This window comes from Streptomyces alkaliphilus, from assembly GCF_014141535.1.
Classification (GTDB): Bacteria; Actinomycetota; Actinomycetes; order Streptomycetales; family Streptomycetaceae; genus Streptomyces; species Streptomyces alkaliphilus.
In genome coordinates this window covers 1-21,463 of record NZ_VKHT01000010.1, presented here as the reverse complement: position 1 = coordinate 21,463, position 21,463 = coordinate 1, and the positions used below count along the sequence as shown (strand labels likewise).

At 70.5% G+C, this 21,463-nt stretch carries 14 protein-coding genes; 9 read left to right on the top strand and 5 right to left on the bottom strand.

Annotation, left to right across the window (positions count from 1 at the left end; genetic code table 11):
* The first annotated feature begins 244 nt into the window (after window positions 1-244).
* Together FNQ90_RS00795 and FNQ90_RS00790 are read left to right on the top strand one after the other, a co-directional pair.
* Window positions 245-997, top strand: a complete 753-nt coding sequence (locus tag FNQ90_RS00795; RefSeq protein WP_182604473.1) for an SDR family NAD(P)-dependent oxidoreductase — start codon at window positions 245-247, stop codon at window positions 995-997.
* 172 nt (window positions 998-1,169) lie between these two features.
* Window positions 1,170-2,042 carry an LLM class F420-dependent oxidoreductase gene (locus tag FNQ90_RS00790; protein ID WP_143618211.1) on the top strand — a complete coding sequence of 291 codons (873 nt, stop codon included), beginning with the start codon at window positions 1,170-1,172 and terminating at the stop codon, window positions 2,040-2,042.
* 75 nt (window positions 2,043-2,117) lie between these two features.
* Here FNQ90_RS00790 and FNQ90_RS00785 read toward each other — a convergent pair whose 3' ends face one another.
* From FNQ90_RS00785 to FNQ90_RS00775, 3 genes are all read right to left on the bottom strand, one after another.
* Complete coding sequence (locus FNQ90_RS00785; RefSeq protein ID WP_323379712.1) at window positions 2,118-3,632, bottom strand: FAD-binding protein; 1,515 nt, start codon at window positions 3,630-3,632, stop codon at window positions 2,118-2,120.
* Between the two features lie 147 nt (window positions 3,633-3,779).
* A complete protein-coding gene (locus FNQ90_RS00780) occupies window positions 3,780-5,126 on the bottom strand; it encodes an extracellular solute-binding protein (RefSeq protein ID WP_182604472.1) in 1,347 nt (448 codons plus the stop codon).
* 50 nt (window positions 5,127-5,176) lie between these two features.
* Window positions 5,177-7,402, bottom strand: coding sequence for a molybdopterin-dependent oxidoreductase (locus FNQ90_RS00775; protein ID WP_182604471.1), 2,226 nt, complete (start codon window positions 7,400-7,402; stop codon window positions 5,177-5,179).
* 269 nt (window positions 7,403-7,671) lie between these two features.
* Here FNQ90_RS00775 and FNQ90_RS00770 point away from each other — a divergent pair, with 269 nt between their 5' ends.
* The 5 genes from FNQ90_RS00770 (at window position 7,672) to FNQ90_RS00750 (ending at window position 16,296) form a co-directional block, all read left to right on the top strand.
* A complete protein-coding gene (locus tag FNQ90_RS00770) occupies window positions 7,672-8,916 on the top strand; it encodes an acyl-CoA dehydrogenase family protein (RefSeq protein WP_182604470.1) in 1,245 nt (414 codons plus the stop codon).
* Window positions 8,917-9,095: 179 nt separating this feature from the next.
* Entirely contained in the window at window positions 9,096-10,535 is a 1,440-nt protein-coding gene (locus FNQ90_RS00765; RefSeq protein WP_323379711.1) for an FAD-dependent oxidoreductase, read from the top strand.
* A gap of 39 nt (window positions 10,536-10,574) precedes the next feature.
* Complete coding sequence (locus tag FNQ90_RS00760; RefSeq protein WP_182604469.1) at window positions 10,575-13,274, top strand: AMP-binding protein; 2,700 nt, start codon at window positions 10,575-10,577, stop codon at window positions 13,272-13,274.
* A gap of 13 nt (window positions 13,275-13,287) precedes the next feature.
* The gene (cmdF, locus tag FNQ90_RS00755; protein WP_182604468.1) at window positions 13,288-14,916 is read left to right on the top strand and encodes a tyrosine 2,3-aminomutase; all 1,629 of its coding nucleotides are present in this window, start codon (window positions 13,288-13,290) and stop codon (window positions 14,914-14,916) included.
* Window positions 14,917-14,958: 42 nt separating this feature from the next.
* The gene (locus FNQ90_RS00750; RefSeq protein ID WP_182604467.1) at window positions 14,959-16,296 is read left to right on the top strand and encodes a condensation domain-containing protein; all 1,338 of its coding nucleotides are present in this window, start codon (window positions 14,959-14,961) and stop codon (window positions 16,294-16,296) included.
* 67 nt (window positions 16,297-16,363) lie between these two features.
* On the opposite strand, the gene FNQ90_RS00745 is transcribed toward FNQ90_RS00750, so the two are convergent.
* Window positions 16,364-17,950 (bottom strand): 4-hydroxyphenylacetate 3-hydroxylase family protein, encoded by a 1,587-nt coding sequence (locus FNQ90_RS00745; RefSeq protein WP_182604466.1) that lies wholly within the window; start codon window positions 17,948-17,950, stop codon window positions 16,364-16,366.
* Between the two features lie 256 nt (window positions 17,951-18,206).
* Between FNQ90_RS00745 and FNQ90_RS00740 the strand changes: the two genes are divergently transcribed.
* Both FNQ90_RS00740 and FNQ90_RS00735 read left to right on the top strand, forming a co-directional pair.
* On the top strand, window positions 18,207-19,391 hold the full coding sequence (locus FNQ90_RS00740) for an acyl-CoA dehydrogenase family protein (RefSeq protein ID WP_228470763.1): 1,185 nt from the start codon (window positions 18,207-18,209) through the stop codon (window positions 19,389-19,391).
* A gap of 27 nt (window positions 19,392-19,418) precedes the next feature.
* Window positions 19,419-19,859 (top strand): SgcJ/EcaC family oxidoreductase, encoded by a 441-nt coding sequence (locus FNQ90_RS00735; protein ID WP_182604464.1) that lies wholly within the window; start codon window positions 19,419-19,421, stop codon window positions 19,857-19,859.
* Window positions 19,860-20,113: 254 nt separating this feature from the next.
* On the opposite strand, the gene FNQ90_RS00730 is transcribed toward FNQ90_RS00735, so the two are convergent.
* Entirely contained in the window at window positions 20,114-21,370 is a 1,257-nt protein-coding gene (locus FNQ90_RS00730; RefSeq protein ID WP_182604463.1) for a cytochrome P450 family protein, read from the bottom strand.
* Window positions 21,371-21,463 lie beyond the last annotated feature (93 nt).

Here is a 21,463-nt window from a genome sequence, read left to right as displayed (position 1 = left end):
GCATAGGCCTCAACGCCCGTACCGCGGACGTGACCGAGGAGGACTTCGACCGGGTCGTCGGCACCAACTTCAAGGGCGCCTTCTTCACGGTCCAGAAGGCGCTGCCGCCGAACCCCACCCGTTCATCTTCGAGATTGCCGTCTTGATCGGAGACGGGCCGCACCGTTCCCGTTCACCCGCCCGGAGCCGACACAACGCAATCCGGAAGATGCGGGGGAAGCCGGGCGGCCCCGACGCTGACCGCATGACTGACTTCTCGAGCAAGACCTATCTCATCACCGGTGGCGGCAGCGGGATCGGGTTGGCCACCGCCCGACGCCTGCTCGACGAGGGCGCGAACGTGGTGATCGTCGGCCGCGGTGCCGACCGCCTCGACGCTGCGGTCAAGGAGTTGGACGGCGGCGACCGGGTACTCGCGGTCACCGCCGACGTGGCGCGTCCCACCGATCTCGACGGGGTCGTCGAACGGGTGCGGGAGCGGTTCGGGGAGCTGCACGGGGTCTTCGCCAACGCCGGCATAGGCCTCAACGCCCGTACCGCGGACGTGACCGAGGAGGACTTCGACCGGGTCGTCGGCACCAACTTCAAGGGCGCCTTCTTCACGGTCCAGAAGGCGCTGCCGCTCCTGGCGGAGGGATCGTCGGTGGTCCTGAACGCCTCCTGGCTCGTGCACCGCGGGATGGGCCCGGGCTCGGTCTACGCCGCCAGCAAGGCCGCCGTCCTCAATCTCCCCCGGACCCTCGCCCCGGACCTGGCGGACCGGGGCATCCGCGTCAACGCGGTTACCCCGGGGCACATCCGCACCGAGATGTTCGACGCCGTCGCCCCGGTCGAGGAGGCCCGCGAGTTCTTCCGCGGCCAGGTGGCCCTGGGGTCCCTCGGCACCCCCCGGGACATCGCCGAGACGGTGCTGTTCCTGTTGTCCCCGCGCGCCGCGTACATCACCGGTCAGGAGTTCGTCGTCGACGGTGGTCTGGTCGGCTCCGTACCGGCCTGAGCCGGTCGGTGGCGAACGGACGGGACCGCCCCGTCCGTTCGCCCGCCCCGTTGCCCCGGCGCAGTCGCACACGTTCGGGGCCGGGAAGGGGGCGATCGCCCGCCTTCCCCCGGGCCCGCACCACCGGTGCGCGCCGGGGAACCGCCATCGAACACGTGTGGGGAGACTTGTCATGAAGATCGGCCTGGCCGTCGCGGATTTCGCCTGGGAAGGCGGTGCGCCGCGCATGGCGGAAACGCTGGCGGCGCTGTCCCGTTCCGCCGACGACGCCGGTTTCGACGTCATCGGGGTCGCCGACCACGTGTGGCAGGGGCCCCACATGGGCGGCCCCGAGGAGCCCATGCTGGAATGCTTCACCACGCTCGCGACCGTGGCCGCGCACACCCGCTCCATCCGTGTGATGCCGTTGGTCGCCGGCGTCCACTTCCGCCCACCCGGCCTGCTGGCCAAGACCCTGACCACCCTCGACGTCCTCTCCGGCGGCCGTGCCGACCTCGGAATCGGAGCGGGTTGGTACGAGGAGGAGGCGCGCGGCCTCGGCATCGACTTCCCCTCCCTGACCGAGCGCTTCGAGCGGTTGGAGGAGACGGTGCGGATCTGTCTGAGCATGTGGGAGGGCGAGCGCGGCGACGAGAAACCCTTCGAGGGCGAGCACTACCGTCTCGAACGGCCGCTGAACGTACCGCAGAACCCGGGCCGCCCGAAGATCATGATCGGCGGCGGGGGCGAGAAGAAGACCCTGCGCCTGGTCGCCCGGTACGCGGACGCCTGCAACCTGTACCCGGGACCCGAACTCCCCGGCAAGCTCGAGGTGCTGCGCGGGCACTGCGAGACCGAGGGCCGGGATTACGACGCCATCGAGAAGACCTGCATCATGCCGTTCGCGGTGTCGGACGGGGCGTCGGCGGACGAGCTGGTCGGGACCCTGCGCGAACTGGGCGGACTCGGTGTCCAGCGGGTCATCGGCATCCCGGTGGGCGCGGACCGGTTGCGTCAGGTCGATCTGATCGGCGAACGGGTCCTGGCGGCCGTGGCCGACGCCTGACCCGACCCGACCCGGAACGACGGTGCCCGACCCGCCTCGTGCGGGTCGGGCACCGTCGTGTCCCGGCGCGGTCGATCAGTCCGGCAGCCGGACGGACAGGGCGTGGCGGAACACGTCCCCGGGGTCGTAGCGTGCCTTGATCCGCTGCAGTCGCGGATAGTTGTCCTTGTAGTACAGCGTCTGCCACGGGACGCCCGAGGTGTTCCACCGGGAGTCGGCCAGATCCCGGTCCGCGTAGTTCACGTAGGAACCGTCATTCGTCTCGTTCGGCACCGGCACCCCACCGGTTTCGGCATAGACGTCGCGGTACATCTCCCGAAGCAGCCCGATGTTGGTGTCATCCGCATCCTCGCCGGACCACACCGACATGAACGCCGCCTTCATCACCGAGTCGCGCTGGGCGACCGCCGTGGCGTGCGGATCCACCGTGTTCACCCGGCCCCCGTAGCCGATGAGGATCAGTTGCGCCGGATTCTCCCGGCCACCGGTCAGATGACGGTGGATGGTGGCGATCTGCTCCTGCGAGTACCCCTTGCGCAGATACGCCGCCTTGATCTTGATCCGGCGGGTGAACGGGTCGCCCGGGTCGCCCCAGCCCGGGTACGAGGAGAGGTACAACCAGGGCCTGACCTGTTGGCCGCGGGACAGGGGGGCGGCCGCCACACCCGCCGTCACCGCGTCGAAGAACGCGTCCATCAGCTTCTCGGCATCCGGTACGTCGTCGTCGATGTGCGCGCCGACCGAAAGACCGAAGCCGGAGCGGTGGGTACCGTGGAAGAAGCCCGCGAGCGACGCGTACGGCGAGTCCGCGTCGCTGTTGCGTTCGAACCACGAGCCGAAGTTGCGCTGAAGGGTGATGAAGGACTCCTCGGTCATGGTCTCCCACGACCAGACGACCATGCCGCTGCGCCACCGGCCGGGTGCCCGGGGCAGGAGTTCCGCCGGGTCCTCCGAATCGACGTCCGGGGACCGCATCCAGTAGCGGGTCACCACGCCGAAGGTGCCGCCACCGCCCCCGGTGTGCGCCCACCACAGATCGTGATGCGGGTCGTCGGGCTCCCGGGTGGCCACCACCGCCCGCGCGGTGCCGTCCGCGTCCACGACCACGACCTCCACCGCGTGGAGATAGTCCACGACCGCGCCGAGGGCGCGGGAGAGCGGCCCGTAACCACCGCCGACGATATGACCGCCGACACCCACCTCGGGACACTCGCCGGCGGGGATGGTCACCCCCCACTGCTTGAAGAGCACGCGGTACACATGGCCCAGGGTCGCGCCCCCCTCGATCTCGAAGGCGTGCCGGTCGCCGTCGTAGCGGACCCCGGTCATCTCGGACATGTCGAGGAGGACTTCGACGCCGTCGGTGGTGAGGTTCTCGAAGCCGTGACCACCGCTGCGCACCGATATCCGCCTGCCCTCCGCCACCGCCTCGGCCACGGCGTCCACCACCTGCTCGGTCGTGGTCACGACGCGGATGCGGTCGGGTCGGCCGGGGAAACGGTGGTTGGTGCCGAGGACCATACTGGGATACCGCGGATCATCGGCGGTGATCGTGGCAGCTCCGCTGCCCCGGATGTCCGTCTCGGTCACGTCATTCCTCCATCGAGGGGCGGGACCCGGGGGCCGGGCCACGCCCTGGTCGGTACCGAACCGCCCCGGGCCGTGGGAGCCCGCGCGCGGATGTCTTCTCCCGCCGGGCTCCCGGCGGCGGTCCCGCCGTACGGCGGGACCGTGGCGTCAGATGCGTACGGCCAGGCAATCGGGGGTTTCGGGCCCGGTGCCCAGGGCGTAGGCGTTGTAGGAGTCCAGGAGTTCCCGGGCGGCGGCCTCGGCTCTCGCGAAGCGTGCCCGCGGAGGGGCGTCGTTCGTGAGGACGTCCTCCATGGCCTCCATCATCACGATCTGGATCGCGTGAAAGGCACCGAGCACGGCTCCGTGGACCTCGGGTGGGCCGGTGCGCAGTTCGAGCTGTTCGGTCGTGACCCGGTGGTGCGGGTGCCGATCGAACCAGCCCTCCTCCTCCAGCGCGGCGATCGCCCCGTACGTCGCGGGGGCGGACCCGCTGGCCTTGTGCCACTCGGCCGCCGCCCGGGGGCTGTTGAGGTACTGCATGAAGGCCAGCGCACCGTCGCGGACGGCCTCATCGAGGCCGTTCACCAGCCACAGCGAGTCCCCCCCGATCCAGTTGCCGGCACAGGGCATCGCGCCGTTGCGGGGCAGGACCCCCACCTCGATGTCGAAGCCGGCCTCCCCGGCCGCCCGCACCATGTAGTTGGCGTCGAAGGAGGAGCTCATCCGCAGGGCCACCGTCCGGTCGACGAAGGCACCGAAGGTGCCCGCCCAGTCCTCCGGGACCCCCGTGTGGAGGTAGTGGCCCTCCCGGTGCAGACTCCGCCACCAGTCGACGTACCCGCCGAGCGCGGCGGAGGTCAGATCGATCGTGGTCGCCCGGCCGTGCCGACCGTTGCCGGCATCCGTGAGCAGCGCGCCCTGCTGGGCCAGGGCGTGCTGCATGAACTTTCCGTCGATCGGCCAGGCGATGCCGTACCGGGGGCCCTCCGCGTGATCGGCCAGGGCCCGGCACGCCGCGGTGACCTCCTCCCAGGTGCGCGGGATCTCCCCGACCCCCGCCGCGCGCAGGGCCGTGGAGTTGGAGTACAGCAGCATCGTCGACAGGGTCAGCGGCATCGTCGCGAAGTCACCGTCGACGGTGTAGTACTCGCGTACCCCCGGCAGGACGTCATCGAGAACGACCGGCTCACCGAGTATCTCCGTACGGCCGGCGACCGCCTTCTCGACGGAGACGAAGAGAGGGCCGCCGTCCCGGGCACGCGCGTCACGGGCCAGCTGGGACGCCCCGGCGTAGTAGGTGGCGATCGCTGGAGGGGTGCCCTCCGCGGCGGCCCGGGCGACCTCCAGGGGGAGCTTCTCGTAGGAGAACCCGCGGATGTCGATCCGGTACCCGGGATGGGCCCTCTCGAACTCCCGGGCACGTTCCCGTATCGGGTCCAGGAACCCGGGAAACGGGAACTCGGAGAGCCAAACCTCGATGACGACGTCGTCGTCCGCGGCGCCGCGGCGCATGGGTCCTCCAGTCGGACGGGATGGAACGGTGCGAGGGGCGCAAGCCCCGATCACCGTCGGGGGAGCGGTGGGAGGGCGGGGTCCGCGGCCGGGTCGTCGATCGGTGCCGGGGCGGGGGCGAGAGAGACCGGCGTGCCGTTGAAGACGGCGTTCCCGGAGAGCGGGTCGACGACGGAGTCGTCGGTGAGGGCGTTGGCGTTCACGCCGGGCTGCCGCGCGGCGGTTCGTTGGGACGAACCGGCGTGCCCCCAGCCGTGGGGCAGGCTGACGACACCCGGCATGATGCGGTCGTTCGGCTCGACGGGAACGACGAGATCGCCGGTGGCCGAGGTGACGCGGGCGTGACCGTCGAGTCCCAGCCGATCCACGTCGTCGGGGTGGACGTGCAGGGTGCACCGGTTGCTGCCGCCGACAAGCGTGGGGACGTTGTGCAGCCAGCTGTTGTTGGATCGCAATTGGCGCCGCCCGATCAGCAGCATCCGCGGCACGGGTGCCTCCAGCCTCCCGCGCAGGCGATCGATCTCCTCACCCAGTTCGGCCGGGGCGAGGTGCACCAGGCCCGACTCGGTGCCGAGCACCTCCGCCAGGCGCGGCTCCAGGGGGCCCAGGTCGATGCCGTGGGGGTGTTTGCGGAGTTCGGCCAGCGACAATCCGTACGGCCCCAACCGCAGCATCGCGTCGAGCATCAACTCGGGGCCGCTGTCACCCTCGAGCAGGGAGCGGGCCCCGGGGACCGTCATGCCCTCGAAGGGCGAACCCGGGATCTGCACCCCGGCTCCGAGCAGTTCCCCCAGGACCGCCTCGTCCACCAGGGCGGGGTCGGCGGCGGCGCCCCGGCCGGTGGCGATCAGGCACAGGCGTGCCATGATCTCCGCTTCGGAGAGCTGGCCGGGCTCCAGCGGCAGCACGGGCGGGGAGAACCGGGTGTAGTTGCGCACGGTGACCGTGAGCAGGAGCAGGTCGTAGTGGGGCATCTGCATCATGCGCGGCGGTGGCAGGATGACGTCGGCGTACCGGGTGGTCTCGTTGAGATAGGGGTCGACGCAGACCATGAAGTCCAGATCGGGCAGGGCGCGGCCCAACCGGGGGCCGTTGGGAGCCGACAGGACCAGATTGCCGGCCACCGAGATCAGCGCCCTGACCCGTCCCTCCCCGGGGGTCTCGATTTCGTCGGCGAGGGTGGCCACCGGGAGTTCCCCGAGAGCTTCCGGCAGCCCGCGGACCCGGCTGTGCCAGCGGCCCGAGACGAAGGGACGCGGACCCCAGGGCACCTCGAGGGTGGCCGGGCGGGTGAACATGACACCGCCGGGGCGATCGAGGTTGCCGGTCAGAACGTTGAGGACATCCACCAGGTACTGGGTGAGGGTGCCGAATTCGGCGGTGCTGGTGCCCACCCGGGTGTAGACGGCCGCGGTGGGGGCTGAGGCCAGTTCGCGTGCCAGCCGGACGATGGTCGCGGCGGGCACTCCGCACATCTTCGAGACGGCCGCGGGGGAGAAGGGGGCGGCGTGCGCCGCGAGCCGATCGAGGCCCTCGGTGTCCACGCGCAGCGTGACGAGATCCTCGGCGAGCAGGGTGTGGACGAGCGCGAACAGCAGCAGGGCGTCGGTGCCGGGTCGCACGAAAAGGTGCTCGTCCGCGAGATCGGCGGTGCGGGTGCGGCGCGGGTCGAGGACCACGAGCCTGCCACCGCGCGCACGCAGCGCCTTCAGACGGCCGGGGAAGTCGGGAGCGGCGCACAGCGAGCCGTGCGACTCGGCGGGGTTGGCGCCGATGACCAGCAGGAAGTCGGTGCGGTCCAGGTCCGGCACGGGGATCGCCATGGCGTTGCCGAACATGAGCCCGCAGGCCACGTGCTTGGGCATCTGGTCGATGGTGCCCGCGCTGTAGAGATTGGTCGTGCCCAGGGACTGGGAGAGCGGACCGCGGTAGAAGATGCCGCCCATGGTGTGGAAGGTGGGATTGCCGAAGTACGCGGCGACGGCCTGCCGCCCGTGTTCCTCGATGACACCGGTCAGCCCTTTCTCCACGGCATCGAACGCCTCGTCCCACGTGGCCTCGTGCCACCGGTCGCCGGTGCGGATCATCGGCACGCGCAGCCGGTCGGGATCCTCGTCGATCCGACCGAGGCTCGCGCCCTTGGGACAGACGTAACCCCGTGAGAACGGGTCCTCGGTGTCCCCCCGGACGCCGATGACCCGCTCCCCGGCATCGAGTTCGATCCGAAGGCCACAGACGGCGTCACAGATGGGGCAGGTACGGTGCGCGGTTCTCAACGGGACTCCAGGATCTTCGGTGACAGGAGGCGTCAGGCCGGCGGACCGGGTCGTCCGACCGTCGCACGGCCCGGCGGCGGCCCGCATCTTCCCGTGTGCGGTGCCTTGCGTGGCATCGGCGCGCACCCTGCGCAATCGAGGAGATGTGCCGCGAAGCGGGGGGTGCGACGCTGCGTTGCATGGCCGTGGGCCAGAGTCGTGGCGGTTCGGCGGCACGGGCGGTGTCCCCCGCGTGCGGCTTCATCCGAGGCAAAGGAACCCGCGCAGCGATGACAGTCACCTCGAGTGCTCCCGGGACGACCGACCTCCCGGTGCCCCAGCCCGCTCCGACACCGGACGGGGTCGTGGCCCGGGCCGAGGCCCTCGCCCGGGATCTGGTCGGTCGCCAGGCCGAGACGGAGCAGCGCGGCTTCTACGCCGAGGACACCCACGAGGAGTTCCGCGACGCGGGCTTCTACCGGCTTCTGGTGCCCCGCCGCTACGGAGGCCACGAGTTCGGCGTCGAGACGTTCATGCGGGTGGTGGTAGCACTCACCCGGGGCTGTCCCTCGACCGGATGGATGTACTGCCTGGGCGCGGCCCACGCACACGCCGTGGCCACGCTGTTCGACGAGCGGGCCCAGGCGGAGATCTTCGCCGACGGCGACTTCGTGTGTCCGGCCACGGTCATGCCCGGCGGTACCGGGGAGCGCGCGCCCGACGGGGGATGGACCATCAGCGGAACCTGGCGGTACTGCTCCGGTTCGCCGTACGCCACCCACTTCATGGGCCACACCCTGGTCGAGGAGGCCGGCGGGGAGCCCCGGCCCCTGCTGTTCGTCGCTCCGCGCAGCGAATTCGTCCGGCTCGACGACTGGGGCGGGCAGCTGGGCCTGCGGGGCAGCGGTTCCCACGGCATCCGGATCGAGGAGGGTCGGATCCCCGCCCACCTCACCCTGGACACGCACCTGAGCCGGGTGGACGTCACCGCCGGCACACCGGGGCGGGCCCTGCACGGCAACCCGATGTACGGGGGCGGCCCCCTGAGCTTCATGATCATCGAGGACGCGGCGCTCGCCGTCGGCATGGCCAAGGGGGCCCTCGACGCCTACGAGGAGCTGATGAGGTCCCGTCGGACGCTGTTCCCGCCCGTCGTCCCGCGCACCGAGGATCCCGATTTCCGGTACTGGTACGGCGAGGCCGCGGGACTGATCCACTCCGCGGAGGCCGGCCTGTGGGGGGCGATTCGACAGTGGGACGAGCTGTCCGCCGGGAAGCCGGGAGACGTCACGCCCGAACAGGAGCTCCGCATCGCCACGATCTGCCGGGAGACGGTGCGGATGAGCTGGCGTGCCGTGGAGCGGTATCTCTTCCCGACCGCCGGGTCCAGCGCGGTGCGGCAGGGAGAGCGCATGGAACGGGTGTGGCGCGACATGTCGATGCAGCAGAGCCACGCCGGTATCTCCGTCTTCCTGTACACCGCGGCGAACCGTGAATTCGCCCGCGCCCGTTTCGGCGGCGAATCCACCCCCTGAGGGTTTTCGGTCGGTGCCGGAGCCGGCGCGGGCCGCCGGGCAGCACATCAGGAGATGCGCCGCGGCGGGACCGGGCGCGACGATCGGCGCACCTGGACGAACGGTGCGTCGCACCGATCACCTTCACCCGTCCCAGACCCCGATCCCCCTCCCACGCCGGGAGATTCAAGGAGGTACCCGTGTCGGGCGACAAGACCGGTACTCGCGCGGTGGTACTCGGCGGAAGCATCGCCGGCCTGTTCGCGGCCAGAGTGCTTGCCGATGCCTACGACGAAGTGCTCATCGTGGACCGCGACGTACTGACCGGGGCGGAGGGACCGCGCAAGCACTGTCCCCAGAGCCGGCACATCAACGGCCTGCTGGCCCGGGGACAGCAGGCCATGGAGGAGATGTTCCCGGGCATCACGGAGGAGATCTTCGCCGACGGCGTCCCGACCGGCGACCTGGCCGGGCACGTGCGCTGGTATTTCAACGGCAGGCAGCTCAAGCAGCAGGTCGCGGGACTGACCTGCGTGGCCGCCAGCCGCCCGATGCTGGAAAAGCACATCCGCCGGCGCACCGCCGCCCTGTCGAACGTCTCCTTCCTCGAACAGCACGACATCCTCGGTCTGGTCACCACAGCGGACCGCGGCCGGGTCACGGGCGTGCGCGTCCAGTCCGCGGCCGCCGGCGGAGTCGAGGAGACCCTCGGGGCCGACCTCGTGGTCGATGCGACGGGCCGCGGTTCGCGCACCCCGGTCTGGCTGGAGGAGCTCGGCTACCCGCGCGTGGTGGAGGAGCGCAAGAAGATAGGACTCGGCTACGTCACCCAGCACTACAAGCTGCTGGCGGATCCGTACGACGGCGACCTGTCCATCAACCCCGTGGCCTCTCCCGAACTCCCGCGCGGGGCCATCTTCACCAAGACCGACGGCGACCGCGTGGAACTGACCACGTACGGGCTGCTCGGCGACCACCCGCCGACCGACCAGGAGGGCCTGTACGCCTGGGTGAAGTCGCTGGCCGTGCCGGACATCCACCACGCGTTGCAGAACGCCGTGCCGTTGGACGAACCGGTCGCCTTCCGCTTCCCGACCACGCTGCGGCGCCACTACGAGGACATGACGCGCTTCCCCATGGGGCTGCTGGTCACCGGCGACGCCGTCACCACCTTCAACCCGGTCTACGCCCAGGGGATGACCGTCGCCGCGCTCGGTGCCCTGACCATCAGGGACCACCTGCACACCGGCGCCGACCCGATCCCGGCGGACTACTTCCGTGACCTGGCCCGCGATGTCATCGACCCCCCGTGGGAGATGACCAACACCGTCGACCTGACCTTCTCCGGCGTGCAGGGGAAGCGCACCGCCGGGGTGAAGGCGGCCCAGACCTTCCTGAGGCTGGTGCAGAAGGCCGCGACCCGAGACGGCAGGGTCACCGCCGTCTACATGCGCGGCGCCGGTCTGGTCGACAAGCCCGACGCCATGATGCGGCCCGCGTTCATCGCACGCGTGCTGTGGAACGCGGCCCGCGCGACGGTCGACCGGAAACCCGGCGGCGTCTCCGCGAAGGCAGGAGCGGCCCCCACGGTCGACGCGCCCCCGAAGCCCCGGGCGAACGACCTGGTGTCGACGAACTGATCCGAACGGTCGCCGGAGAACAGACGAAGGGGGACGGAGATGACCGAGACGGCCCATGTGTGCCGGGCGTACGCCGTGACCGGCGGTCTGGACACCCGGGCGTTGCGTGCCGCCTGGGGGGAGACCACCGACGGACTCCGGAGCCGCACCGGTCTCCCGATCGGGCGGGACGGGGGCCCCTTCGGGTTCACGGACCTCGGCGGCGTCGCCGACCCCGGCCCCCGGGAGACCGCCGAGCGACTGTGGGCCGACCCCCTGGCCCTGTCCTTCCCCGGGACGGGGGGCCCGGCCGCCCGGCTCGTTCTCGCGCGGCCGGCCGGCGGCGGACACCTGGTGATGCTGGCGGTGAACCGGGCGTTCCCGGCCGCGTGCTCCCCGGCCACCCTCATCGAGGACCTCGGCGCGGCGTACGGCGTCGTGGCCGGCGGGGGGAGCGGGGATCCCTCCGACGTGGATCTCACGTGGGGCCCGGGGCTCACCGGTCCGTTGGAGAGGTTCTGTTCCGCGGAGGGGGTGACGCCGCACGAGGTGCTTCTCGCCGCGTACGCCGAGCTGCTCGGACGGCACGGTGGCGGGGAGGGGCCGCTCGTCGGGATGCTCGCGCCGGCCGGTGCCCGTCCGGTGGTCCGCGTCGACCGCTCGGGGCGTCCCTCCTTCCGCGAACTGGTGCGTCGCACCGCGGCGTCGACCCGTACGGAGGCGGGCCCGGGCACGGGCCCGACCGGGCCGACGGGCGAGGGGGAACACCGGGGGCGGACGTTCGCGGAGGCGCTGTTCACGGTGGAGGAACCCACCGAGCCGGTGCTGCGACTGCCCGGCGCCCGGGTGCGTCGAATCCGTTCCGAAGACGCTCCGTCCGAGGCGAATCCCATCCTCACGGTGCGCGGTTCCGCCGCGTCCTCCCTCACCGGGCGCCTGGAGTACCGCACCACCCCCCTCGACACGGGTGCCGCCGCGGGCCTGGCGGATCAACTGCGCACGCTGTTGGGCGCCGCGCTGGCCGACCCCGATGCCCCGGTGGACACCCTGGACCCGGAGACCCCCGGACAGACGCGCGCGGCGGTGCGCGACGCGGACCTGACCGGGGTCGGTGGATGGAGCGGGAAACCGGTGCACCACCACGTGCGCGCGATGGCACACGCCACGCCGGACGCGCCGGCGGTGGTCGACGGTGCGGGAGTCCTGACCTACGGCGAATTGCGCGCCCGGGCCGAACGGATCACCCGCGCCCTGCACGGCCTCGGAGCGGGTGAGGACTCCACGGTGGCGATCCGCCTGCCCAACGGTCCCGACCAGGCCGCGGCCCTGTTGGGCGTGTTCGACGCCGGCGCCCACGCGGTCTGTCTGGGCACCGGCCACACCGGGGAACGCGGCAGAACTCTCCTCGCCGGGATGCGTCCGCGATGCCTGGTGCTGGACGCGGGTCCCGACGACGCCCCCCTCCTGGCCTGGTATCGCGGGGAGTTGGGCGGCCGTGTCCTGGACCCGGGATCCCCGGGGGACGTTCCCGTCGACCCGGGCTCCCCCGCCCCCGGGCCGGGCGGCCCGGACCCCACGGCGGTGGCCGGACGGTGGGCGTATGTGGCGTACACCTCTGGTTCCACCGGTCGCCCCAAGGGCATTCCGCAGACCCACCGGACTCTCGCCCAGTTCACCGAATGGTTCGCCGGTGAGTTCGGCATCGGACCGGGGGCGCGGGTGGCGCAGTGGGCGGCACCGGGTTACGACGCCGGCCTGGTGGAACTGTTCGCGACGCTGGGCTCCGGGGCCACCCTGTACCCGGTTCCGGACAGGATCAGGGCTCATCCCGAGAAACTGGCGCAGTGGCTCGCCACGGAGCGGATCACCCACTTTCAGACGGTTCCCAGCTTCGCCCGGAAGCTGCTCACCGCGATCGGTGACGGCGCCGGTGGCCGGCTCCCCTCGTTGGGCCATCTGCTGCTGGCCGGCGAGGCCCTGACCGGGGACCTGGCGCGGGAGCTCCGGGAGGCGCTGCCCGGGGCCCGGCTGATCAACCTCTACGGGGCCACGGAGACGATTCTGGCCACGTGGCACGAGGTGGGGGACCCGGGTCCCGGGACGGTGCCGATCGGCCGACCCATCCCGGGGCGCCGGGTGCTCGTGCTCGACGCGCACGACCGGCCCTGCCCGGCCGGCGTCACCGGTCGGATCGTCGTGTGCGGCCCGCATGTCACCCCCGGCTACGTCGACGGGGAAGCCCCCGGGGACGCCTTCCGTCCTCTCGCCGGGGGCACGGGAGCCGGGGAAGGAACGCCGGGAATCACCTCCGGGCCCTGCTACCGCAGCGGGGACCTCGGGCGCAGGCGTTGGGACGGGTTGCTCGAGTTCAAGGGACGGGAGGATTCCCGGATCAAATTGCTCGGAAGCCGTCTGGAACTCACCGATGTCGAGACCGTCCTGGCCGCCGACGCGTCGGTGGTCGAGTGTGCCGTGGCCGCACGCACCGGCCCGGACGGGCTGGTGGGCCGGTTGGTGGCGTACGTGGTGCCACGCGGCGTCCCGGACGGTGAGCCGGCGGCCTCCCCGTCCGTCCTGCGGGCGGGGCTGCGTCGGTGGTTCGGGAAGGCGCTGCCCCCGGTGTCCTTCGTGATGCTGTCGGACCTGCCCCGAAACGCCGGCGGAAAGGTCGACCGGCGGGGGCTGGCGGATCTCACACCGATCCGCGCCGGACACCACACCGCACGCCCCTCTTCTACCGATACGCATCCCCAAACTTGATGGAGTGAATGTCGTGACCATTGTGGAGACCGACCTCCTGATCGATTCCGCCGCATCCACCGTCAACTTCGACGGGGAAACCCTGGACATACCGGGTGTACGCCGGGTGGCCGAGGATCTGGCCCCGGTCGCCGTTTCCCCGCAGGCCCTGGCAAGAAGCGCGAAAAGCCGTGAGCAGTTCGAGCGGATCGTCCGGGAGGGCGCCCCCGTCTACGGGGTCACGACCGGTTACGGCGAGATGATCTACATGCTGGTCGACACCTCCAAGGAGGTGGAACTGCAGACCAACCTGGTCCGCAGCCACAGTTCCGGGGTCGGCCCGCTGTTCGCCCGTGACGAGGCGCGCGCCATTCTCGCGGCCCGGCTGAACGCACTCTCCAAGGGATACTCGGCGGTCCGTCCCGAGTTGCTGGAGCGCCTCGCCCTCTACCTCAACCTCGGCATCACCCCGGCCATCCCGGAAATCGGTTCGCTCGGCGCCAGCGGTGACCTGGCCCCGCTCTCGCACATCGCGGGCACGCTGATCGGCGAGGGGTACGTCCTGCGGGACGGGAAGCGGGTCCCCACCGGCCAGGTGCTGCGGGACCGGGGCATCGAGCCGCTGCAGCTGCGTTTCAAGGAGGGCCTCGCGCTGATCAACGGCACATCCGCCATGACCGGTCTCGGGTCCCTGGTCGTCGGCCGGGCACTGGAGCAGGTGCGCCAGGCCGAGATCGGCACCGCACTGGTCCTGGAGGCCCTGCGCGGTTCGACGAGCCCCTTCCAGCCCGAGGGGCACGACATCGCCCGTCCCCACCAAGGACAGATCGACAGCGCGGCCAACATGCGGGCTCTCCTGGACGGCAGCGGCCTGGTCCTGGAGCACTCCGAGCTTCGCCGCCAGGCGGAGGAACAGCGGCGGGAGGACGACGACCTGACCCGCACCGAGGTGTACCTGCAGAAGGCGTACACCCTGCGGGCCATCCCGCAGGTCGTCGGAGCCGTCCGCGACACCCTCTACCACGCGGTGAACAAGCTCGAGACCGAGCTGAACTCCTCCAACGACAATCCGCTGTTCTTCGACGGCAAGGAGGTGTTCCACGGCGCGAACTTCCACGGCCAGCCGATCGCCTTCGCCATGGACTTCGTGGTCCTCGCCCTCACCCAACTGGGCGTCTTCTCCGAGCGCCGCACCAACCGCCTGCTCAACCGTCACCTCAGTGACGGCCTGCCGGAGTTCCTCGTCGCGGGCGACCCGGGCCTCAACAGCGGATTCGCCGGCGCGCAGTACCCCGCCACCGCCCTGGTGGCCGAGAACCGCACCATCGGCCCGGCCAGCACCCAGAGCATCCCCTCCAACGGCGACAACCAGGACGTCGTCAGCATGGGTCTGATCGCGGCCCGCAACGCGCGCCGGGTGCTGGCGAACAACACCCGCATCCTCGCGGTGGAATTCCTCGCCGCCGCCCAGGCCGTCGACCTGTCCGGTCGCCGCTCCGGGCTCGGTCCGGCCGGTCGCGCGACGTACGACATGGTCCGTTCCCTGGTGCCCGTCCTCGACCGTGACCGCTACATGGCGGACGACATCGAGTTGGTGGCCGCCGCGCTCTCACGCGGCGAGTTCCTCAAGGCCGCGGAGCAGTCCGGCACCGTCCTGGCCTGAGCCGTCCGATCCCCGCCCTCCACGACTCCCCGGGACAACCTCATGAGTATTCCGCTCTCCTTCAACCAAGAATTCCTGTGCATGTTCGACCAGGGTGACGAGCAGGGCCCTTTCGGACCGCTGTACAACATCGTCGGCGGCTGGCGACTGGCCGGAAAGGTCGATACGGACGCCCTTCGGGAGGCACTCGACGACATCGTGGTGCGACATGAGGCACTGCGCACCACGATCGTCCGTACCCCCGGGGAACAGCGCCAGGAGATCCATCCCGCTTCCCCGGTCCGGCTGGAGGTCCGGGACCTCTCCGAGCCGGATCACGCCGTGCGGGCCCGCCGCGCCGAGGAACTGCTCATCGAACTCGAGGGCGGGCACCACGGCGTCGAGGACCTGCCACTGATCCGGGCGGTGCTCGGCAGGTTCGACGAGGAGGACGCCGTCCTCGTGCTCGTCGTCCACCACACGGCGGCCGACGAGGTCTCCATGCAGCTGATCATCCGGGACCTCGGTGTCCGCTACGCGGAGCGGCGCGGCCACGAGGTCGCCCCGCTGCCCGAGGTCACCCAGTTCCGGGACTTCGCGGTCTGGGAACGGGAGCGCTACGCTCCCTCGGCCGAGGTCGCGGCGCGCGACTACTGGCGTCTTCAGCTGGCCGGAGCGCGCATCACCGGTGTCCCCACCGACCATCCGAAGTCCGCCGGGGTGGCCAAGACGACCGCGGTGCACCGCTTCCGGGTGGACGCCGAGCTGACCTCGGCGGCGCTGGCCATGGCCAGGCAGACCCGCGGATCGGCTTTCATGGTGTTGCTCGCCGCGTACAAGGTCTTCCTGAACGGCCTGGTCGGGGAGGACGACATCGTCGTACCGACGCTGGCCTCGGGCCGGGGACCCGCCAGATTCCAGAACACCGTGGGGGCGTTCTTCAACTTCGTCCCGTTGCGCACGAACGTCTCCGGGGCGGCCACCTTCCGCGAGGTGGTGCGGCGGACCCGGACGACCTGCCTGAAGGCGTACGGCAATCCGCTTCCCTTCGGCCAGGTCGTTGCCGGGGCACCGGAGCTCGCGGCCTCCTTCGGGGCGGACGACCTCGGTGTGGTGGCGTTCCAGGTGTTCCAGTTCCCCGCGCTGGAGGGTGAGGACGCGGGCGATGTGAGGATCTCCGAGATCCGCCGGCGCCTGCTGTCCCAGTCGGTGAGCACGGACATCCCGGACGGGGCCATGCTCCAGCTGGACATCGACCCGGCCTCCGGCGAGATGCTCGGCCACCTCGGTTACAACACCAACCTGTTCCACGAGTCCACGATGCGGGAGTTCGCGGCCGGCTTCGTCGAGGTGCTCGGCCCCCTGCTCCGAAACCCCGACGCCCCCCTGCCCCGGTCCTGAGAACACGCCCGCGCCCGCGCCCCTTCGGGGGGTGCGGGCGCGGGCGTGTTCCGTTCTCGCCGTTCGGTCAACAGTCCCGCAGGGACCGGCGGGTGGCGGAACGCAGTTCGTCGAACGAGGAGAGGTCGGGGGCCGTCCAACCGTCCAGGTCGTACTCCGACAGGCACTGTTCCGCGAACGCCTTGTACTCGTCGACCTCCCCCGAGATGGTCTGGGAGGAGAACAGCTCCACCCGGGTGTTCTCGTGGTTGCCGGCGTAGTTGCGCTCGTAGAGTTCGTGCCGCCCGCCGAACTCGGTGCCCACCGCGTCCCACAGCAGCTTCATGACCTTCACGCGATCGACCGCCTCGGTCCCGCCCGAGCCCCGCAGGAACTTGTCCAGGTACGGTCGCACCTCCGGGTTCCTGAAGTCCTCCGCACCGGAATTGACGTAGATCAGCCCACTGGCCACGTCCTGCTGCACGATCTCCCTGACCCGGGGATAGCCGATCTGCATGAACCACCGGTAGGCCATGCCGTACCGGGGGTTGGGCAGCAGCGCCCCGTTCTTCCACCGGACGGGATTTCGCGCGGCCGCGTCCGAGAGCCCCCGGAACAGATTCCGCCACGCCAGCACCTCACCGATGCGGCTCTGGACCCCCCGGAAATCCTTCGTTCCGGTGATCTCCAGCGCCTTGATCAGAAGTCCGGCGATGAACTCGAGCTTCACGGCCAGACGGGTGCAGCCGTGGAAGGTGAAGCGTTCCACGAAGCCGGAGCTTCCGGGGAACATCTGCACCTTGCCCAGGTGACCGTAGACGAAGACGTTCTCCCAGGGAATGAGAACCTTGTCCAGGACCAGGACGGTGTCGTTCTCGTCCAAGCGGGAGGAGAGCGGGTAGTCGAAAGGGCTGCCCATGACGGCCGCCGTGGCGGTGTAGGAGGGGCGGCAGATCAGTTTCATCCCCGGAGCGTCCATGGGCACGGTGGCGACCAGGGCGAATTTCCGCTTCTTGATCGGCAGGCCGAAGTGGGCGATGAAGTTGTAGTGGGACAGGACGGAGCCGGTGGCCACCACCTTGGCGCCGCTGACCACCAGGCCCGCGTCGGTCTCCCGCTCCACGTGGATGAAGACGTCCTCGACCTCGTCCGGAGCCCGGTTCCGGTCGACCGGGGGGTGCACGATGGCGTGGTTCCAGAAGAGAACCTTCTCCTGCGACTCCCGGTACCAACGACGGGCATTGTCGCCGTAGGGCTCGTAGTAGTCGGCGTTGGCGCCCAGGGTTCCGAGGAACGACGCCTTGTAGTCGGGGCTGCGCCCCATCCAGCCGTAGCTCATGCGCGCCCACGCCTCGATGGCCCGTTGGTCGGCGACCAGGTCCTCGACGCTGCGCGGTGTGGTGAAGAAACTGTGCGTGTACCCGTCGCTGCCCGTGTCCGTCGGCTTGGTGAGCACACCGCGTCGGGCCGGATCGTGCAGCGCGTCGTAGAGCCGCGCCGTCATACGGATGGGATTGTGGAACGCGGGATGGGTGGTGACATCCTTGACCCGTTCGCCGTACAGGTATATTTCCCGGCCGTCCCGCAGACTCTCCACGTATTCGTCACCCGTCAAAGGACGGGTTCTGCGCCGCTTCGCGGCGGGCTCGACAGGAACATCCTGGCGCTCGGTCATCAGGGTATTTCCTCTTCCACGAGGCGCGTTCCACGAATATTGCAGCGACCTACAGGATCGCACCACCACCCCCGTGGGGCTTCTCTCAGGATGCGGGGTCGACCGCTTGACACCTCGTTTTCCGCCCACTTCGAGCGGATCCCGCAAGACGGAAGATGCGGGTCTCCCGGCGGGCTGTCAGGGTCGTCTGTGAATACACACGGAAGGCCATTTCCGGCCTCCGCGGACAGGACGTATTTCCCTGGAGGATATGGTGCTGACGACGACCGATGTTCCTACGCGGGAACAGCTTGTTCGTCGAGCGTCCGAGCTGGTGCCGATACTGCGGAAGAATGCGGCCTGGTCGGAGGAGAACCGGCGTATCCACGACGACTCGATCGGGGCTCTGGCCGACGCGGGAATCTTCCGCATGCGCGTGCCCGCCCGCTTCGGCGGCTACGAGAGCGACACCCGCACACTGGTGGACGTCGCCGCGGAGCTGGGCCGCGCCGACGGCTCCGTCGGGTGGACCGCCTCCGTGTACTGGATACCGACCTGGATGGCCGGGCTGTTCCCGGACCACGTCCAGGAGGAGGTGTTCGCCACGCCCGACGTCCGTGTCTGCGGAACCCTGAGCCCGAGCGCGATGGCGGCGCCCGCCGAGGGCGGGATCGTGGTCAACGGCAAGTGGGGCTTCATCAGCGGGGCTCTGCACGCGCAGTGGCAGGTCGTCGTCGCCGTCCGGGTCGCCCCGGACAGCGAACCCATGCCGGTCATGGCCCTGGTCCCGATGACGGACCTGCTGATGGTGGACGACTGGCACACCGCGGGTCTTCGGGGCACCGGCAGCGTGAGCACCGTCGCCGAGAACGTCTTCGTGCCCGAGGACCGTGTCCTGCCGCTCGGTGCCGTCGTGCAGGGAAACGGCGGTGTCTCGCGGGTGAACGCCGAAGCCGCGATGTACCGTTCCCCGCTGCTTCCCGTCGCCTCCGCCTCCTCGGTGGGGGCGGTGCTCGGCATGGCACGCGCGGCATCCGAGAGCTTTCTGGAGCGGCTGCCTCACCGGAAGATCACCTACACGAACTACGAGAGTCAGGCCGAGGCACCCCTGACACACCTCCAGGTGGCCGACGCCACCCTGAAGACCGATCAGGCGGAATTCCACGCGCACCGGTTGGCCGGTCTCGTTGACGGAAAGAGCGCCCGGACGGGCGGGTGGACGCTCGAGGAGCGGGTACGGGCCCGCGCCGACATGGGCGCGGTCTGCCGTCTCGCGAAGGAGGCGGTGGACCTCCTGGCGTCGGCCAGCGGCGGTTCCTCCCTCTACAGCGACGTCATGATCCAGCGCATCGCCCGGGACGTCCATGCCGCCAACCTGCACGCCCTGATGCATCCGAACACCAACGCCGAGCTGTACGGACGTGTCCTGTGCGGCCTGGAGCCCAACACCCTCTACGTCTGATCCGGACCGACAGGAAGAAGGACCAGCATGACCACATCATCCCCGGCCTCCGTCGTCACGCCACGGGCGGATGTGCCCGGTGAGGACCAGGCGGCGGTCGCCGCGTTGCCCGGTCGGATCATGGCCGCATGGGCGCAGCACGACGCGAAGGCCTTCGCGGGCATCTTCACGGAGGAGGGCAGCATGATCCTGCCCGGCGTCCACCGCACCGGCCGGCAGGAGATCGAGACCTTCATGTCCGGCGCGTTCCAGGGGCCCTACCGGGGCACTCGGGTCACCGGTACGCCCCTGGGGTTGACGTTCCTGAGCCCCGAGGTCGCCGTGGTGATCACCCGGGGCGGGGTGCTGGCCCCCGGGGAGTCCACGGTCGCCGACGAGAGGGCCGTGCGTGCCACCTGGGTGGCCGTCAAGCGGGACCGTGAGTGGTTCCTGGCCGCCTACCAGAACAGCCCGCGCGACAGCGTCTGATCCCCGCGCCGGCGGGAGCCGGTACGCGCCACGCGGAGCACGCGGATACGGAGACACCGCCCCGGGAACCGGGGCGGTGTCTCCGTATCCGCGTGCTCCGCGTGGCGACCGGGGAGGGACCGCGTCGACGCCGGGCCCGTGCCGCCACCGGGCCCGGCCCCTTCGGAGGCGACGGCACGGGCCCCGGACCCACCGAACCGGTTGTCCCCCGCGGGGTCGCGGGGGACAACCGGTTCGCAGGGGCGGGACGCGGATCAGCGGGTACCGACCCCGGCCGGCACATCGGCGGTCAACCGCACCGGCAGCGCGCGATGGCCGTTCATGATGAAGGTCGGCAGCGGCTCCAGCTCCTCGGTCGGGACCGCGAGGGAGAGGTCGGGGAACCGCTCGAACAACGCCGACAGTCCGACGGTCGCCACCAGGCGGGCGACCCCCGCGCCGAGGCAGTAGTGGGGGCCGTGGCCGAAGGACAGGTGTTCCTTGTCCCGGCGTGTGATGTCGAAGTCGTCGGCATTCTCGCCGTGCAGTTTCGGGTCACGGCCCACCGCGCTGTAGTTGACGAGGATCGGGTCGCCCCGGGGGATCGTCACATCCTCCAGCTCGATGTCCTCGACGGCGTAGCGCAGCGGCAGGTGGGCGAGCGGCGACTCCACGCGGAGCGTCTCGTCGATGACGTCGTCCCACGAGGCGTCCCCGGAGAGCACGAGCCGGAGCTGGTCGGGGTGGGTCAGCAACTGGGTGATGGCGTTGTCGAAGAAGTTGATGGTGGTCTCGGAACCGGCACCGAGGATCGCGAAGATGGTGTCGCACAGTTCCGCTTCGGACAGGCGCGAGCCGTCCTCGTCCCGGGCGGCGATGAGGTCACTGGTGATGTCCTCCCCCGGCTCGGCCCGCTTCTCGGCCACCAACTGCTCCATGGCGCCGCGCCAGTCGCTCAGCACGGCCCGGGCCTGCTCGGGGGTGACGGTGGTGTCCACCATCATGTCGATCACCTTGGCCGTCGCGACCCGCGCCTCCTCCGACATGCCGATCAACTCGGCCACGAGCATGGCGGGCAGCGGATAGGCGAAGCGCTCGCGCAGGTCCACCACCTCTCCCGGCGGTGTGGCGTCCATGGAGTCCAGCAGTCCGTGGGTGAGTCGCTCGATGAGTGGCCGCACGGCCTCGGTGCGCCGCGGGGTGAAGGCCTTGCCGACGAGCCTGCGCAGCCGGATGTGGTCCTTTCCGTAGGCGGTGACCATGTTGTCCATCGCGACCCAACTGATCATCTCCCAGTCGGGGCGGATCCGGCCCTCGATGAAGTCCGGCCAGTGGTTGCGGGCGCTCTTGGTGACCCTGGGATCGGTCAGTATCCTGCGCACGGTGGCGTGGTCGTTGATCGACCACGCGAGGACCCCGCCGGGAAGTTCCACCCGGACGGCGGTACCGCGGGTCCGCAGGACGGAGGCTTCGGCGTGGAGGTCCCGACCCGTGGTGTCGAGTACGTGGGTGACGGGGCAACGCTGCGACATGGGTTCTCCAGAGAGGCGTGATCGGGGGATCGGTCGACCCGGCCGGGCGCCGACGGGGGCCGGAGCGCAACGACCGGCGGGTGGGGCCGGCCG

What these genes read in the sequence shown, in the direction of transcription:
- FNQ90_RS00795 (WP_182604473.1), top strand. Translation starts at nt 245, where the DNA reads ATGACTGACTTCTCGAGCAAGACCTATCTCATCACCGGTGGCGGCAGC.
- FNQ90_RS00790 (WP_143618211.1), top strand. Translation starts at nt 1,170, where the DNA reads ATGAAGATCGGCCTGGCCGTCGCGGATTTCGCCTGGGAAGGCGGTGCG.
- FNQ90_RS00780 (WP_182604472.1), bottom strand. Translation starts at nt 5,126, where the DNA reads ATGCGCCGCGGCGCCGCGGACGACGACGTCGTCATCGAGGTTTGGCTC.
- FNQ90_RS00770 (WP_182604470.1), top strand. Translation starts at nt 7,672, where the DNA reads ATGACAGTCACCTCGAGTGCTCCCGGGACGACCGACCTCCCGGTGCCC.
- FNQ90_RS00760 (WP_182604469.1), top strand. Translation starts at nt 10,575, where the DNA reads ATGACCGAGACGGCCCATGTGTGCCGGGCGTACGCCGTGACCGGCGGT.
- FNQ90_RS00750 (WP_182604467.1), top strand. Translation starts at nt 14,959, where the DNA reads ATGAGTATTCCGCTCTCCTTCAACCAAGAATTCCTGTGCATGTTCGAC.
- FNQ90_RS00745 (WP_182604466.1), bottom strand. Translation starts at nt 17,950, where the DNA reads ATGACCGAGCGCCAGGATGTTCCTGTCGAGCCCGCCGCGAAGCGGCGC.
- FNQ90_RS00735 (WP_182604464.1), top strand. Translation starts at nt 19,419, where the DNA reads ATGACCACATCATCCCCGGCCTCCGTCGTCACGCCACGGGCGGATGTG.
- FNQ90_RS00730 (WP_182604463.1), bottom strand. Translation starts at nt 21,370, where the DNA reads ATGTCGCAGCGTTGCCCCGTCACCCACGTACTCGACACCACGGGTCGG.